The following is a 17,346-nucleotide window of genomic DNA, read 5'->3' as shown; positions in this document are numbered from 1 at the left end:
CCTCCACATAGATAGGAATAAGCAATAGTGCAACGTGTGGGTCAAACGACCAAGGAGCGTTCGAGCCGCCACAATGCGACCAGCGCGATAAGCGCGACCAGCGCCGCGACGATGTACGCCTGCATCACATCGGCTTGTGAAACGAACAGCGCGAGCAAACCCAGGATCGCCGCCAGCGCGTAACACGTCAGCACCGCACGCCGCGTCGTCAGACCCAGCTTGACAAGCCGATGCGACAAGTGATCTTTACCACCGACGTAGAACGGCACGCGTCGCCGCATCCGCGATAAGGTGATGAGCGTCGTGTCGAAAATCGGCAAACCGAGCACAAACACCGGCACCATCCAGGTCACGAGGTCTACATTGTTTGGAAAACGTAACTTGATGCCAACTGCCGCGAGCACAAAGCCGATGAACAACGATCCCGCATCGCCCATGAAAATGGAGGCGGGATTGAAATTGTACAGCAAGAAACCGAGCGACGCGCCGAGCAACGCGGCGGCGAGACTCCCGACCAGGATTTGTCCATTCCACGCGGCAAGGAGCAGAAAAAAAAGCGCCGCGATTGCCGCCACGCCGCTCGATAGACCATCCATATTGTCCAGAAAATTGATCGCGTTCGTGATGCCCACGACCCAGAGTACCGTGACCGCCGCGTTCAACACCGGTTGATGCAGGAACTCGACGGTCAACCCGGTCATCACCAAAATGAGCGCGCCGAGAATTTGTCCGATCAGCTTGACGAACGGATGGAGCGTCGCGCGATCATCCCACACGCCGAGCAACGACACCCAGGTTGCGCCGACGAGAATGCCGATCATTTGCGAAATGTAAAACCGGTCGGCGAACAATATCACCGCGAGAATGAACGCGGCGTACATCGCGATGCCACCCAGCATCGGAATGCGCTTGGTCGAAAAGCGGTTCGCTTTTGGCGCGTTGATGATGCCGACACGCAACGCGATCTGCCGCGCGATGGGCGTCGCGGCAATCGCAAAAACGAGCGCGGTGGCAAATATCAAAAGCAAGTTCGTCATGGTTCGGATTGGGATGACGACGGGTCGTCGCTATTTTTTCGCTTGATCTTTTAACAACTGGATGTACGCCTGCAATGCCGGACGATCATTCTCCGGCGCGAGCGCCACGGCGGCTTGCGCGGCGCGCATCGCCTCGTCGAATTGACGCGCCTTGTGCGCGTTGAGCACGGCTTGCGCGTTCTGCCAAAACGATTTTTCGTTTTCCGGCGCGAGCGCCACGGCGGCGACGAGCGCGCTCTGCGCGTCATCCATCTTACCTAACTGCAAATTCAACAGCGCCAGGTTTTTCTGCGCGTCGTACTCGGTCGGCGCGAGACGCGCGACGATGGCGTACTCGGGCACGGCAAACTGCGGCTGACCGCGCGCGCGCCACATCGCCGCGAGATCGCGATGCGGCTTGGGGTCGTTCGGCGCTTTTTGCGCGTTCTGAATCGCGGTCTGGAGATTTTGCAACTGCCGCAAAAATTCTTGTAGGCGCGCATAGTCCGGATTGCTCGGCGCGTACAATTCCATCATGCGTTGCATCGCCTTCACCGCCGGTTCGATCTGTCCGTTTTGCGATAGGAAATTTACCAAGGCGAGATGCGCGTTGATTTCGTTCGGCGCGGTCTGGACGGCTTGCTCCAACTCTTGGCGCGCGCGGTCGAGTTGCCCGTTTCCTTCGTACAACTCGGCGAGCACGAGTCGCGCGGCGAGGTTCGGACTCTTGGCGAGCACGGCGCGGTACGCCTCGACGGTGCGCGACATGAACTCGGGTCGCGCGAGGACGGTGAACGGATCGGGCAACGGCGCGCCGGTTGGATCGGACAAAGCCGTTACATCACGCGCGAGCGCCTGCAAGTAGAAATCAATCGCCTTGTTCAAATCGCCCGTGATGCGATAGTACTCGCCCCAGTACAGATACGTTTGCGCGAACGTCGTGTCGAGCGAGAGTGAAATATCGAGTTGCTCGCGCATCTTGGGCAAATCGTTCGCGAGCATGTACGTGAGCGCCCACTCGTTCCGCAGATGCGCCGCGTTCGGCGACAAGCGCGTGGCATCGCCGTAATAGCCGATGGATTTTTGGATGCGCGCGGTTTTTTCCGCCGGCGCCTCCGTCAACGTCGTGGTCAAGCGGAACAAGCGCGCGAGATTCGCCGAGTGATCGGTGTTGAGCGGATTCATCTGGCGCGCGAGTTCGAGCGTGCGTTGACTCGCGGTCAGCAGTGATGTGCGTTGCGCCGAGTCGTTGATCGCGCGCGCGCCTTCGAGATACGCGCGCCCCAGGAACAGCGCGTAGAAATCCTGGGTCGGCTGCAGATCGAACGCGCGTTGGTACGCGGTGATGCTGCGATCCCACGCGCCCGCCGCGTCATAGTTCGTGCCGGCTTTGTAATAAATGTCCGCCTGCACGCCGGCAAAATTCGTCGTGTAGATCAATCCGCCGACCACGAGAATCAGCAACGGCGTGGCGACCATATTCGCCGGCTGAAAGCGCGCGACTGCCTCGCCGCGCGCGGATGCCGCGAGCGCAAATCCCAGGACGCCGACCGCGAGCAGGAACGCGATATAGTACAGACCCAGGGCGTTGATAAACATCTCGGTCTGATCGCCCGGTTGCGTGAGCCAACGCAGTTGCAACAACACGTACCACACCCACGCGGTAAACGAGAGCACCGCGTACAACGCAATCGAAAGTGTCCACGCGTCGCGCGTGACGCCGCTACGCGGCATTTCCGCGCTCAAGCCGACGATACCCAGGATGATCCAGGTCAGCAAAAACAACAACAATACCCCGAATGTTTGCTCTGTACCTTTGTAAAGCAAGGCGCGCTCCAATGCGCCGAACGCGCTCGGCGAGCCAGCTTGATTCGTCACAAAGCAAAACGCGAGCGTCAACATTACGAGTGTCGCCGCCGCCGTCCAACCCAGCACTGGCGCGGGCGACATCTCCGCCTCGCGGCGCGCTGGCTCGACCGGTCGCGCAGTGGAACGCCGTTTGCGACGACGCGCATCCTTCGGCGACTCTTCCGGCTCGACGCGCGCCGATTCCGGCGCGGGGCTTGGGCGCGTCTCGTCGCTCAGGCGATTCATGCCAATGAGCACGAGCAACGCGGCGTAGAACCAAAAGTAGGTGCGCGTCGCGACGATTGCGATTCCAAAGTGAATTTCAAAAAAGTGCGCGATGAGCGCGGCGAGCAGTGCGGAGAGCAACAACGCGCGTTCGCCTTCGATCCGCGCGAAATCGCGCGCACGCAACGCGTCGAGGACGAGAAACACGAGCAACCCGACAACCATCCCGGCGGGTAAGGCAACGCCGATGTAATTCCAGCCGCGCCACGCGCCGACGACGAGCGCGGCGAGAGACCCACCGATGAGCCACAGCGCGACGAACGCGTTGCGCTGATCGGACGATTGAATAAATCCCAGCCACTTGAGCCCAAAGTAAAAAACCGAAATGAACAAGAGAATGTACGCGCCGAATCCCAACAAGCCGGTCGTCACGAGCGCGTCGAAGGTTTCATTGTGCGAACGGTCGGGCGACGCATTGCGCGCTTCGGTGCGTCCCAGTTCCGGCGGATAGAACGGATTGAACGCGACGTACATCGCTTCGGGACCATACCCGACGAGCGGACGAATCACGTTGATCGCGTCGTCGCCAGACAGCGGCGACCAGAGTGGCGCGTGCGGGACAACGAGTTGCAACGCGCCTTCCCAGATCAACTCGCGGACGCGTCCAGTCGAACCAGGTTCGGCATCAAAGACCTGTCCCAGGCGACCCAGGTACGGCACTTGCTTGAGCGGCGCGAGCGGCGTATTCGGCAAATTGAAGAGGACGAGAAACGCGACCGCCAAGATCGCCATGCCAATCGCGCCGAGCATCACCTTGCGCGCGCCGCGCGCGAGCGCGTAGATCACGATGAACGCAAACAGACCGCCCGCCAAACCCAGCCAGGGTCCGCGGCTTTGGCTAAAGAAAATCGCGACCGCTTGCGCCGCGAGAATCAACGTAAACGAGGCGAGCACGAGCCAATCGCGCAGCGGTGTTCGCGTAAGCCACGCGACGATCAACGCGACGACGAGTAGGGCAATCGCGAATATCGTGCCCGCCATAAAATTAAACAGCCACAACGTCATCAACGCCGCGAGCGCGAGCGCCGCTGCCGCGACAATGGGCACGCGTGGCAAGGTATCCGCGCTGACCCGCGCGAGCGATTGCATCCAACGCGCGAGCGCGAGCGGCACCGCCATGATCAAGTACGCCGCGACGAAAATCGAGTTGCCCATATTCGCCGCGATGCGGACGGTGGTATCGCCGCCCCAGGGCAACGGATCCATTTCAAAGTGTTGGAGCAAACCGTAGAACGCGACCGGGAAACTGGTCAGAACGACGACGTTGAGTGCGCGGTCCAATTGCGCGCGCGTGCGGAGCGATGTGACCGTCATCAGGAAAATCACGATGTACGAGAACATCGAGTACGCGCCCTGCAAGCGTTGATACGAACCCCAGAAACTCACACTCGGCGCGACAGAGAACAGCGTCGAAATGAGATAGACGATGACCACCGCCAGCGTCGGCAACAAGAGCGGATTTTCGCGCGTCCATTCGAGGATACTCGCGCGCAGCGGCGCGCGCAGAAAACCGGTCTCGACGCGCTTGATCACCCACGCGGCAACCATGATGAGTGCGAGTGAACGGACCAGCCCCGCCTTGTCCGGCTCGAACACGCGACTGGAGTAGATGTCAAAATAAATCGGCGCGACGATGAGCGCGGCGAGCCAGCCGGCTTCGAGCAGTTTGTCGCAAAAGTTGGAGAGGCGTGTAAGCATTGGGTATACTTTACCTTAAATGGGAGCGCACAAAAGTGAGTAGAGCATGTCTCGGTCCGATGTAACTCTTCGGAGCGATGGCGCCATTGTAGCATAATCATCGCGCGGCGACAAGTTATGTGGATTTGCATTCATGGCTTTTCAAATTCCCTCCCCTGTCTTTGACGGGGGAGGGTGAGGGAGGGGGTTGGAATCCATCTTGGGTTTTCACATCACTCGCGGTATAATCACGCGCAAATTCCCATGCAAGGAAACTCAAATGAACAAGTTGCTAGCGAAATATCCGGTCGTGATTGAAATTCCCGTGGCGTGGGGCGACATGGACGCGCTGGGTCACGTGAATAACACTATTTATCTTCGCTACTTTGAAAGCGCGCGCATCGCGTATTTTCAAAAACTGGGATTCTTTGGCGTGAACGCGCAATCGAACGTCGGACCGATCCTGGGTTCGGTGCAATGCAAGTTCAAAATGCCGCTGACCTATCCCGATATCGTTTCGGTTGGCACACGCATCACCCACATCGAAGAAGATCGTTTTGTGATGGAGCATTGCATCGTGAGCCACCAGGCACACCGCATCGCGGCGGAGGGCGAAGGCGTCATCGTCGCGTATAATTATCGCGAAAAGAAAAAAACCCGGTTGCCCGATGATTTGAAACAACGCATCCACGACTTGGAAGCAACGGTCAGCGGGAGTGCATGAACGAGACCTGCGAGGTCTTGCAGACCTCGCAGGTCTGCACAAAGGAAATCAAAAAATGAAACGTCTAGAGACAGACATTCTCGTCATTGGCGGCGGCGCGACCGGGACGGGCATCGCGTGGGACGCGGCGTTGCGCGGCTTTCGCGTCGTCCTCGTCGAGAAACGCGACCTGACGCACGGCACCACCGGACGCTATCACGGCTTGCTCCACAGCGGCGGTCGCTACGTCGTCAAAGACCCGCAGAGCGCGGTCGAGTGCATTCAAGAAAATCGTACCTTGCGAAAAACGCACGCGCACTGCATCGAAGACACGAGCGGATTTTTCGTCGTGACACCGGCGGACGAAGGAGAGTACCCGGACAAGTTCGTCGCGGCGTGTCAACAAACCGGCGTGCCGTGCGAAGAAATTTCGGTGGACGCCGCGCGCAAACGCGAGCCGCTGATGAATCCGCGCGCAAGTCGAGTTTTCCAGGTGCCCGATGGTTCGGCAGATAGTTTTCAAGCGACACACTCGACCGCGCAAGCCGCGCAACAAGCCGGCGCGCGCATCCTCACGTACCACGAAGTTTTACAACTGCTCGTCGAAACAAATCGCGTCGTCGGCGCGCGTGTGCGCGATGTGATGCACGACGAGGACGTCGAGATTCGCGCGGCGATGACGCTCAACGCGTCCGGTGCGTGGGCGGGCTTGATCGCGCAGACGGCGGGACTGCGCGTGGACGTGATTCCCGGCAAGGGCGTGATGCTCGCGATGAATCATCGGCTCATCAACACCGTCCTCAATCGCTGCAAGATGCCGGACGACGGCGACATCATCGTGCCGATTCACACCGTCGCGGTGATCGGCACGACCGACGAACGCGTGCCGCATCCGGAAAATTTGAGCATCGAACCCTGGGAAGTCGAACTGTTGTTGAATGAAGGCGACAAACTGATTCCTGGGATCAGCCGCGCGCGCGTCGTGCGCGCGTGGGCGGGCGTGCGTCCACTCTACCAAGAACATTTCACCGGCGCGAGCCGCGACGCGACGCGCGGCTTGACTCTGCTCGATCACCAAGCGCGCGATGGGATGTCTGGTCTGCTCACGATCATCGGAGGCAAGTGGACGACGTTCCGCTTGATGGCGGAAATCACGCTGAACAAGGTGTGCGAGCAACTCGGCACGCGCAAGCCGTGCATCACCGCGACGACGCCGGTGCCCGGCGCGGAACACGGGCACTATTGGCTCGGTCATCGCCTCGCCGAAGTTGAAGAGAACCATTTGCAAAGTGAACTCGTGTGCGAATGCGAACTCGTCACACGCGCGATGCTCGAAAATGCCGCGCGCAACAATCCGACATTCACGCTCGACGACTTGCGGCGCGATCTACGACTAGGCATGGGTCCGTGCCAGGGCGGATTCTGCACGTACCGCGCGGCGGGGATTGTCCACGAGTTGACAGTCAACAGTCAACAGTTAACAGTCAATAGTGAACAAGCAAACGTTTGGAACGTCGCGAATTTGCAATCACCTTCGCGCAATCAATCTCCAAATTCCAACCTCCAACCTCCAACCTCCAATCCCAATCTTTTGCTCCGCGATTTTCTCCAGGAACGCTGGAAAGGTCTCACGCCGATTTTGTGGGGACGCCAGTTGAAGCAAGAACGCTTGGATGAGTTGATCTATCTCGCGCTGATGAACGCGGACCATTTGCCGGACGAAAATCTATCTAGTCCAATGAGCGATTTTTACACGCAGACCGGCGCAGCCGAGGTGAAACATGACTGAGGTCGTCATCATCGGCGCAGGACTCGCGGGACTCGTCACCGCGTATCACGCCGCGAAAAATGGCGCGCGCGTCAAGATCGTCGCCAAGGGCTGGGGCGCAACACATTGGAGCGCGGGAACGATTGACGCACTCGGTTATTATCCCGACGAAAAATCACCGGCGCAAAACGTATTCGATTCACTCGACGCGTTGACGCACGCCGAACCGAATCATCCGTACGCACTGATTGACCGCCGCGCGATTGCCGACGCGTTCGCGCAATTCGCCGCGCTCACGCGCGAGATCGGTTTGCCGTACGAAGGCAACGCGACGAAAAATTTGTGGTTGCCTTCGCCGGTTGGCGCGGCGCGTCCGGCATTCATCGCTCCGCGCGCGCAGCTCACCGGCGATTTGAGTCGCCAACAACCAATGCTCATCGTCGGCTTGCGCGGGATGCGCGATTTTTATCCGGAACTGATCGCGGAGAATTTGAGTAAGCAAGGACACGCCGCGCGCGCGGCGTTTCTACCGCTCGACACCATCACCGCACGGCACGACAGCAACACGGTGCAACTTGCATCCACTCTCGACGATACGGCGACGCGCGCGAAACTGGGTGGCGCGCTCAAACAACTTGTCCGCGCAGGCGAACGCATCGGCTTGCCGGCGATTCTCGGCATGAACGTACACGACGACGTGATAGGAGATTTGCGAGACGCGACCGGCGCGGACATTTTCGAGATTCCAACCTTGCCGCCGAGCGTGCCAGGCATTCGCCTGAACACCGCGTTGAATCAGCACTTGCAAAAGCTGGGTGTGCGCGTGGATGTGAATATGCAAGTGACCGCGTTCCACGCAGAGAACGGGCGCATCCAGTACGTCGAAAGCGAGACGAGCGGTCGTCCGCTCAAACATCGCGGCGACGTGTTCGTGCTCGCGACCGGCGGGATTCTCGGCGGGGGCGTCAACAGCGATCACACCGGCAAAACCTGGGAGGTCGTTTTCGGATTGCCGCTCGCCGCGCCTGCACAGCGCACCGATTGGTTTCGCACGCGCTTTATTGATTCGCAAGGACATCCGGTCTTTCGCACCGGCGTCCGCGTCAATCGCGATTTTCAACCGGTGGACGCAAACGGCGCGCGCGTGTTTGAGAATCTGTACGCGGCGGGCGGCATTCTCGCGCACGCCGACGCGATCCGCGAACGCAGTCTCGAAGGCATTGCGATTGCGACCGGCACGGCAGTCGGCAAAGCGACCGCCGACCGCTGACCACCGACCGCCGCAATTCACATTTAACTTTTCATTTTAAACTTGGAGCTTGTATGCATACCCAATCCTGGCATTCCGTCAGCACGACGCTCGACGAATGTATCAAGTGCAACATCTGCACATCGTACTGCCCGGTCGCGGCAGTCACGGATAAATTTCCCGGACCCAAGTACGTGGGTCCGCAAGCACAACGATTTCGCGCGAGCGTCCAAACGCACTCGCCCGATCACTCGGTAGATTATTGTTCCGCATGCCGCGTCTGCAACGAAGTGTGTCCGACCGGTGTTCGCATCGCCGAGATCAACGCGCGCGCCAAAGCGCAGATCGTCGCCGAGCGCGGCATCCCACTCCGCAACTGGTTTTTCGGACGCAACGAAATCCTGGGTCGCATCGGCAACCTCGCGCCGCAGATCGCCAACCTGGGATTTCACAATCCGTTCAGCCGGTTTATGGCGGAAAAAATCATGGGCGTCGCGCGCCACGCGCCGATTCCGCACTGGGCGACCGGCGGTAGTTTCACAACCTGGTTTCGGCGCACACAAAGCGCGCGATTGAAATCGGACAAGAAGGTCGTGTACTTTCATGGTTGCTCGACGAATTATTACGAACCCGCCGTCGGGCAAGCCGCGGTGATGGTGCTCGAACGCAACGGGTTCGAAGTGATCGTGCCCCCGCAAAATTGTTGCGGCTTGCCGATGCTGAACAATGGCGAATTTCCCGCCGCGAAAAATCTGTACCAAAACAATCTCACCAAACTTCTGCCGTTCGCGGACAAGGGCTATCCGATTGTCGGCACGAGCACGAGTTGCGTTCTGGTGTTGCGCGAAGAAGCGTCCGAAATGCTCGACCTCGAAAACGACCACACACAGCGTTTCAAAAACGCGGTCTGGGACATGTCAGAATTTTTGCGCGACCTGCACGACCGCGGTGAACTCGACACCGAGTTTCGCGATTTGCAAATGGTTCTGCCGTACCACGTCTCGTGCCAAGTGCGCGCGCATCGCATGGGCAGACCGTCACTCGACGTGATGACGTTGATCCCAGGTCTCGACGTGCGCGAGGGCGACGCGAAATGTTGTGGACTCGCCGGGACGTATGGGTACAAAGCGGAAAAGTACGATATCGCGATGAAGGTTGGACAAGAGGCGTTTCGTTTTGTAGACGCGCAAGCCGGCGCGTCGTTCGTCACCGCCGATTCCGAAATCTGCCGCTGGCAATTGCAACATGGCACGCAAAAAAAGGGACGCGCGCCAGTCGAAATTCTCGCAGCGGCGTACGGTTTGTTCGATTTGGAAAAACGCCAGTTGAAAAATCCGTAGGGAACGCTCACCGTAGCGTTCCCAAAACGGTGCTGATATACACAAAACACCCCACGCGTGAATGGGGTGTTTTCTTGTTGCAAAAATCAAGTGTTCTACGAATGGCGGGTGCATAGGAAAAAGAAGTATAACAGAGGCAGAAGAGAGCGATTCCAAAGGAGAACAAAATGGTAAGCGAAATCCTGTTCCTCACGACGTTGTTTGTCACACGTCTAGTTCTCCCCATCGTCGCGATGCTCGCGCTCGGCGCGCTGGTTGAGCGCAAACTCAACCTTGCGAAAGTTCTCAAACCTTCGCAAGGATCAAACGATGGAGGTGTGGGATGGAAGCGATGATCGAAACCTTTATCGAATGGCTCGGCTTGATTGGCATGTTCGCGCTGCGACTCGGCATCCCAATTGCGCTAACCATTTTGGTGGGGCGCTGGCTTGAAAAGAAAATGCGCCCACCCGAAGAAAACGGCACGCGCAAAAATGAGATGGAACGCCGCACGCCAACTAAAGTGATCCGTCTGCATTGCTGGGATTTCAAACACTGCGATTCGACCACCCGCGCGAAATGCGCGGCGACGAAACATCCCGACCTGCCCTGCTGGCTCGCGCTGCAAGCCGACGGACACAAAGTGCGCGAAGATTGTTTTTCCTGCGCGCTCTACAAGCCACAAACCAAAGTTGCATAATCATTCGAACGAACTGATCCCTCGGAGGTACCCCATGAGTCTCACTCGACGTGATTTTTTGAAAGCGTGCGGCGCGGGCGCGGCGATGTTGACCGTCGGCGCGAATGTCGCGCCGCAAGTGCTGACCGGCAATGCCAAGACCGTGCCCGTGTATCCTCAAGCCGGCAATGGCATTCTGATTGATGCATCCCGGTGCGTCGGGTGCCGCAGTTGCCAGAACGCGTGCAAGGTCGCGAACAATCTGCCGACGAATGAAACGCCGGTCGGTCTCTCGGCAACGACGCTGACGTTCGTCGAGATGAAGAACATCTCCCAGGATCCCAAGAAACCGGTCATCAAGCCGGTCAAGATGCAATGTATGCACTGCGAAGAACCGTCGTGCGCATCGGTGTGCCCGGTCGGCGCGTTCGAAAAGACGCCGAGCGGCGCGGTCCAGTACGATGCCGACAAGTGCATCGGTTGTCGCTACTGCATGATGGCGTGTCCGTTTGGCGCGCCGAAATACAACTGGGATTCCGCCAGCCCCAAGATCAACAAGTGCTCGCAAAGTTGTATGGCGGATGGCAAACGCAACACCCCGGCGTGCGTGCAAGCATGTCCCAGCCGCGCGCTCTACTATGGACCGCGTGACGAGTTGCTGACGATTGCGCGCGATCGCATCGCGCAAGCGCCGGACAAGTACGTGCACCACATCTACGGCGAGCATGAAGTCGGCGGGACCGCGATGCTGTACCTGAGCGCGACGCCGTTCGAGCAACTCGGTTTCCGGATGGATTTGCCGCACGAAGCCAAACCGAACTATACCTGGAACGTCCAATCGAAAATTCCTGCCGTGTTTGCGTCCGCGTTGGCATTATTGAGCGGCATCGCTTGGTGGACGCATCGCCATGAAGCCGGCAAGTTGACCGAAGCGCCCGTCCGCGTGACGAATAAGTAAGGGCGTTCAATTGAACGCCCCTATCGGAAACACTATTCAAACGAATCGGGAGAAATAATCATGTTTACGACCACTACGAAAACTCAAAGCCGAATTGCCCTTCGCAACATCCTGCTCGTCTTGGCTGGCGTGATCGCGCTCGCGATTGCCGGCGTCGTCATCTACACATTGGCGACGAATCAGTTCATTGATCTGTTCTTGTGGTTCCGCGACGCGGCAGTGCTCGCGTACCTGTTCGTCTTTCGCGTCGGTTTGCCGATCGCGTTGTTGCTCGGACTCGGCATGTGGGTCGAACGCAAAATGAATCCCGATGCCGCGCGTGATAGCAAACCACTCAGCGAGCGCTACCCGGTCCTAAAGCGCATCCAGGTGCCGAGCATCCCGGCAAGGACGGTGTTGGCGGTGACGTTCATCGCCATATTGTGGATCGTCGCGATTGGCATCGCAGTGGCACGTTTTTTCTTCGGGATCGGTTATACGACGAACCTCAGCAACGAGTTTCCCTGGGGACTCTGGATCGGGTTCGACGTGGTGAGCGGTGTGGCGCTGGCGGCGGGTGGATTCGTTATGGCTGGCACGGTGCACGTGTTCAACCTGAAAGCGTACAATCCCATCGTCCGCCCTGCGATCTTGACCGCGCTGCTCGGCTACTTGCTTGTCATCGTCGGCTTACTCTTCGACCTGGGTCGCTGGTACAATATCTGGCATGTGTTCTACATGTGGAACATCCACTCGCCGATGCTCGAAGTCGCGTGGTGCGTGATTCTCTACACGACCGTGCTCGTCCTCGAGTTCAGTCCGATGATCTTTGAACGCTTCCAATTGAAATGGCCCCTCAAGGTGGTACGCGCGATCACACTGCCACTCGTGATCCTGGGCATGTGTCTCTCGACGTTGCACCAATCGTCGCTCGGCAGTCTGTTCCTGATCGTGCCGGAAAAAATCAATCCGCTGTGGTACTCGCCGTTGATGCCCGTGTTCTTCTTCATCAGCGCGGTTGCGGTCGGCTTGGGTATGACGATTGTCGAATCGAATTTGAGTGCGCGCGCGTTCGGTCGCGAATTGGAAAGCAACCTGCTCAAGGGTCTGGGACGCGCGGCGGCGGTCGTGCTCGGCATTTACCTCATCGCCAAGATCGCGGATTTGACGATGCGCGGCGCATGGTCGGCGCTCACCATTTCGGGATTCCACACCACGCTCTACGGAATCGAAATGATCCTGGGTGTCATTGTGCCAATGGTCGTGCTCGCCACAAAACGGGGTCGCGAAAATCCGCGTGTGGTGTTTGCCTCCGGCGGTTTGATCGTCGGCGGCGTGATCCTGAATCGCTTGAATACGTCGCTCCTGGGTTGGTGGGCGTATGCGAACGGCGGCGCGACCTACGTCCCAGCGTGGAGTGAAATCTGGATTACGGTCTCGATCGTGAGTTTGGGTGTGGTCGCCTTCGCACTCGCGGCAAAATTCCTGCCGCTCTTTACTGACGAACACGAACACGCCAAAGTATAGTACGCGGCACGAGACCCGAAGGATTTTCGCGCAAGCGACCCTTCGGGTCTCCTCCACCAAGTATCCGACAGGGGACGCGAATGAAAAATGATCCGCGTGCCCTGTTGGTATCTTGGGATCGGAACAAGGTTACTCAAACCCCCACCCCAGCACTCCCCCGTTCGACAAACTGCGCCGAACAGGGGAGGGAGTTGTTTCCTCTCCTGCCAGCGGTTTCTGCTAACGGGGGAGGGTTAGGGTGGGGATGGATTCCCTCTCCTGCGTTGAACTATTGAAAAACCGTGTGGGTCGGAATAGGTTTGACTTTTAAGGATTTACACAGTACAGTAATTGCAAAACGAAGATGAACGACAGATCAACTGAAACTGAAACTTCCCTCGTCAAACGAATCCTGGAATTCAGCGCGAGCATCGGGTTGAGCACCAAGATCGGCATCTTGGTTGTCATCGGCACCTTTTCGATGATCGGTCTCTTTGCGTACCTCGGCACGGCGGCGTTGAGCGACAACACCCAACGCAACCTGCAAGAGCGCGTCGTCCTCGCGCAAATGTCCGCGAGCTACGTGGACGCGTTGCTCGATCACATTGAAAACGTCCTTACGTATACCGCTTCCGAAGATTATTGGTCCGACACCGCTCGCGCCAACGTGTACCTCGACCAGGCGTACCAACGTTTGAATTTTGTCGCGTCGCACGTCTTCCTCGTGGACACCAAAGGTCACGTCTTGGCATCCAAGCCGGAGAGCAACGCCAAAATTTCGTTCGGCGATTTTCCGCCGGTCATGACCGCGCTCAACGGCACACCCTTTTCCGTCGCGCACGTCGCGCAATCCGCCAACGGACAGCCGCCATTCATCGTCGCCGCGTCGCCGATTCGCAACGCGTCGAACAAAGTGAGCGGCGCGCTCGTCATCGCGCTGAATTTTTCCGGCGCGAAAATTCGCGCGTTCACGCACCCGATCGGTTTGGGTGAATCCGGCTACATGGATCTGGTGGATTTGAGCGGACGCATTTTGGCGAGCACGCGCGAAGGTCGCGTGGACGGCGATAGCGATCACGGTTTCAGTTTGATGGGGATGATTCGCGATCATCGTCCCTCGGTTTCGGCGTGCCACGATTGCCACACGCAATCCACCGCGAATGCCGGACCCCGCGCCGAGGTGCTCGCCTTCGCGCCGCTCGAACGCGCGCAGTGGGGCATGACCGTGCGCCAGAGTGAAGAAGAAGTGTTCAGCTCGACGCGCACCCTGCAGATGCGCATCTTTGCCTTGCTCGTCGTGATGTTGGTCGGCGCGCTCGCGATGGCGTACTTGACGACGCGCAGCGTCATTCGCCCAGTGCAAGCACTGACCGCCGCGACGCGGCGCATCACCGCCGGCGATTTGAACTCGCCGCTTAAAACCTTCGGGCATGACGAGGTTGGCGTGCTGGCGCGCGCGTTCGACGAGATGCGCGTGCGTTTGCGCCACTCGCACGAAGAAATCCAAGCGTGGAATCGCGAGCTGGACGCGCGCGTGCAAGAACGCACCGCGGCGTACGAAGCGGCGGCGCGCGAAAATCGGCGGCTCTACGCGGAACTGCAACACAAGGAACACTTGCGCGGCGAGTTACTGCATCGCGTCATTTCCGCGCAAGAAGACGAACGCAAACGCATCGCGCGCGAACTGCACGACGAAACGAGCCAGGGTCTTTCGGCGTTGATGGTCGGCATGGATACGATTCCGATGGCGCTCGCACAGGACGCGCAAAAAGCGAACGTGTATCTCAAGCGCACCAAATCCATCGCCGAAGGATTGTTGAAAAACATTCACCGCATCATCGCCGATCTGCGCCCCACACTGCTCGACGATTTGGGTTTGGTGCCGGCAATCGGCTGGTACGGCGAACAACGCTTGGAGCCGCTCGGCATTCAAGTCTGCATCGAAGAAGTGGGACAGCCGGCGCGTTTGCCGCCGGTCGTGGAGACGTCGTTCTTTCGCATCGCGCAAGAGGCGCTCACGAACATCGCGCGCCACGCCCAGGCAACGCGGGTTCGGGTGCGCGTGAAACACGAACGCGGCTGGGTCACGCTCACCATTTGCGATAACGGGCGCGGGTTCGATCCAAGCAACCTGGACGTTTCCAATTCGCCGGGCTTGGGGCTGGGACTGCGCGGGATGCAGGAACGCGCGGAAATTTTGGGTGGAACGTTCGAACTGCAAACCACGCCCGGCGAAGGCACCTTGATTTTCGTACGCGTGCCTGCGCCGATGGAGGAGGCAATCCATGTCGAAAATTCGCGTGCTGATGGCGGATGATCACGCAATCCTGCGCGAGGGCTTGCGCGCGTTGCTGAGTTACTATAACGATATCGAGGTCGTCGGCGAGGCGGAAGACGGCGCGCAAGCAATTGCGCGCGTGAACGAATTGTCGCCGGATGTCGTGCTGATGGACATTGCGATGCCGGGGATGAATGGCGTCGAAGCGACGCGCATCATCCGCCAGCGCCATCCCGAGACGCGCGTGCTCGTGCTCACGCAACACGAAGATCGGCAGTACGTGCTGCCGTTGCTCCAAGCCGGCGCATCGGGGTACGTCTCCAAGCGCGCGCTCGGCAACGATTTGATCGGCGCGTTACGCGTCGTCGCGCGCGGCGAAACGTTTTTGTATCCCTCGGCGGCAACCGCGGTCGTCGAAGAATTGCGGCATCAAGAAGGCAATGGCTCCGTGACGGAATCCATCACGCCGCGCGAGTTGGAAATTTTGCAACACATCGTGCTCGGCGAAACCAATTCGCAAATCGCGTCCGCGCTTTCGATCAGCGTCAAAACCGTCGAGTGGCATCGCGCGAATTTGATGAGCAAGTTGGGCGCGCACACCGTTGCGGACTTGGTGCGCTACGCGCTGGAACATGGCTTGACCGAAAAAAGCAATTGATCGCGCGTCTATACAATTCAACTATCTGTATCTGTGGGACGACCCGCTGGGTCGTCCTTTTTTGTTTCCGGGGTAACCCCCGGTCTATCATCGGGGTATCTGCCCGGTGTTTTTACCGGGTAAACGAAGGTCCACCCAGGTACGCGTCCCCGTAATCTCCCCAAATCATACCCCTCGAATTTGCCGGGATAAAAACCGAATGAACCCCTAGGGTCAACACCCGTCAAGTACCTGTTATATAATTTCGCGCGCCACCCTATACTGCAGATGGAATTATTCATTGAACAACCAAGCGGGGTGAGCGATGCTCAAGTTTACACTCTGGATCGGCAAATTAATTTTACCACTTTTGATCAGCATGTCGTGCGGACCAAGCGACACGGCTCTCTCCACATTTTCTAAACCTACCCCCACGCGTGATACCACGAGTATCCTGATGTCGGCAACCGCGCAAGCGAGCCGCGTCGTTTACACCTCAGATCGCGATCGCTGTTTCTACTTTGATATTTACACGATGAACGCGGACGGGACGGACGTGCGACGTCTCACCGAAAATCTCGCGGACGATAAAACGCCTGCCTGGTCGCCCGACGGCGAACGCATCGCGTTTGCTTCCGACCGCGATGGCAACTATGAAATCTATGTGATGAACGCGGACGGCTCGAACGTCACGCGATTGACGAACGCCCCAGGATTCGATTGGCAACCGACCTGGTCGCCGGACGGCGCGCGTATCGCATTCGCCTCCGACCGCGACGGCAACTGGAACATTTACGTGATGAACGCGAACGGGTCGAACGTCGCGCGGCTTACCGATAATCCCACCTACGATTGGCAACCCGCGTGGTCGCCCGACGGCAAATACCTGGCGTTCACTTCCGACCGCGATGGACGTTGGGAAATCTACACATTGAGCACCGCGACGGGTGAGCTCAAACGCATCACGCATCCGCCCTTCGATGCGCGCGACCCGGCATGGTCGCCCGATGGTCAGTACCTCGCATTCACCTCGACGCGCGATCGCGCGTGGGAAATTTACATGATGAATGCCGATGGAGCGGGCGTGCGGCGACTTACCAAAAGTCTAGCGATCAATCAATCGCCGAGTTGGTCCGCCGACGGCGCGCGGATTCTCTACGAGTCCGATTCGGAGATTGTCGCGATTGACCTGGGAAATTTGCGACGCGTGAATTTGACGAGCAGTCTAGCGTCCAACGCCCAGCCCTCGTGCTCGTGCGCGCCGAAGAAAAAATAAGCGCCTGCCTAGTCTGTCATTTCGAGGAGGGTAGTTCCCTGGCACTTGCGTTCCCGCCAGGGCAAGTGTGCGACGAGAAATCTCATCTAGCCAACAGCGGAGATTTCTCGCTTCGCTCGAAATAACAAATAGGCAGAGTTACAAAAATAAACCGCGTTGAGCGGTACC

Annotated in this window: 13 protein-coding genes; 11 read left to right on the top strand and 2 right to left on the bottom strand. The window is 58.5% G+C overall.

Annotated features, from left to right (window positions below; all coding sequences use genetic code 11):
* Positions 1-41 precede the first annotated feature (41 nt).
* Together HY868_16415 and HY868_16410 are read right to left on the bottom strand one after the other, a co-directional pair.
* Positions 42-1,037 carry an undecaprenyl/decaprenyl-phosphate alpha-N-acetylglucosaminyl 1-phosphate transferase gene (locus tag HY868_16415; protein MBI5303721.1) on the bottom strand — a complete coding sequence of 332 codons (996 nt, stop codon included), beginning with the start codon at positions 1,035-1,037 and terminating at the stop codon, positions 42-44.
* A 30-nt stretch (positions 1,038-1,067) separates the two neighbouring features.
* A complete protein-coding gene (locus HY868_16410; GenBank protein MBI5303720.1) occupies positions 1,068-4,847 on the bottom strand; it encodes a tetratricopeptide repeat protein in 3,780 nt (1,259 codons plus the stop codon).
* Positions 4,848-5,106: 259 nt separating this feature from the next.
* Here HY868_16410 and HY868_16405 point away from each other — a divergent pair, with 259 nt between their 5' ends.
* From HY868_16405 to HY868_16355, 11 genes are all read left to right on the top strand, one after another.
* Complete coding sequence (locus HY868_16405; GenBank protein ID MBI5303719.1) at positions 5,107-5,550, top strand: acyl-CoA thioesterase; 444 nt, start codon at positions 5,107-5,109, stop codon at positions 5,548-5,550.
* 55 nt (positions 5,551-5,605) lie between these two features.
* Complete coding sequence (glpA, locus tag HY868_16400; GenBank protein MBI5303718.1) at positions 5,606-7,318, top strand: anaerobic glycerol-3-phosphate dehydrogenase subunit A; 1,713 nt, start codon at positions 5,606-5,608, stop codon at positions 7,316-7,318.
* Entirely contained in the window at positions 7,311-8,567 is a 1,257-nt protein-coding gene (glpB, locus tag HY868_16395; protein ID MBI5303717.1) for a glycerol-3-phosphate dehydrogenase subunit GlpB, read from the top strand. The genes glpA and glpB overlap by 8 nt, the downstream gene beginning before the upstream one ends.
* A 53-nt stretch (positions 8,568-8,620) precedes the next feature.
* Positions 8,621-9,886, top strand: a complete 1,266-nt coding sequence (locus HY868_16390; GenBank protein MBI5303716.1) for an anaerobic glycerol-3-phosphate dehydrogenase subunit C — start codon at positions 8,621-8,623, stop codon at positions 9,884-9,886.
* A gap of 167 nt (positions 9,887-10,053) precedes the next feature.
* Positions 10,054-10,221 carry a hypothetical protein gene (locus tag HY868_16385; GenBank protein MBI5303715.1) on the top strand — a complete coding sequence of 56 codons (168 nt, stop codon included), beginning with the start codon at positions 10,054-10,056 and terminating at the stop codon, positions 10,219-10,221.
* The gene (locus HY868_16380; GenBank protein ID MBI5303714.1) at positions 10,209-10,565 is read left to right on the top strand and encodes a hypothetical protein; all 357 of its coding nucleotides are present in this window, start codon (positions 10,209-10,211) and stop codon (positions 10,563-10,565) included. Before HY868_16385 ends, HY868_16380 begins: the two co-directional genes overlap by 13 nt.
* 34 nt (positions 10,566-10,599) lie before the next feature.
* Positions 10,600-11,502, top strand: a complete 903-nt coding sequence (locus tag HY868_16375; GenBank protein MBI5303713.1) for a 4Fe-4S binding protein — start codon at positions 10,600-10,602, stop codon at positions 11,500-11,502.
* A gap of 60 nt (positions 11,503-11,562) precedes the next feature.
* Entirely contained in the window at positions 11,563-13,008 is a 1,446-nt protein-coding gene (gene hybB, locus HY868_16370; protein ID MBI5303712.1) for a Ni/Fe-hydrogenase cytochrome b subunit, read from the top strand.
* 343 nt (positions 13,009-13,351) lie between these two features.
* Positions 13,352-15,304: a HAMP domain-containing protein gene (locus tag HY868_16365; GenBank protein ID MBI5303711.1), complete on the top strand. Its 1,953-nt coding sequence runs from the start codon at positions 13,352-13,354 to the stop codon at positions 15,302-15,304.
* Positions 15,273-15,923 (top strand): response regulator transcription factor, encoded by a 651-nt coding sequence (locus HY868_16360; protein MBI5303710.1) that lies wholly within the window; start codon positions 15,273-15,275, stop codon positions 15,921-15,923. The genes HY868_16365 and HY868_16360 overlap by 32 nt, the downstream gene beginning before the upstream one ends.
* Before the next feature lie 358 nt (positions 15,924-16,281).
* On the top strand, positions 16,282-17,178 hold the full coding sequence (locus tag HY868_16355) for a PD40 domain-containing protein (GenBank protein ID MBI5303709.1): 897 nt from the start codon (positions 16,282-16,284) through the stop codon (positions 17,176-17,178).
* The last annotated feature ends 168 nt before the right edge of the window (positions 17,179-17,346 follow it).

It is taken from the genome of Chloroflexota bacterium (assembly GCA_016219275.1).
Classification (GTDB): domain Bacteria; phylum Chloroflexota; class Anaerolineae; order UBA4142; family UBA4142; genus JACRBM01.
The sequence above is the reverse complement of the archived record's forward strand: the minus strand, read 5'-3'. Positions and strand labels throughout refer to the sequence as shown.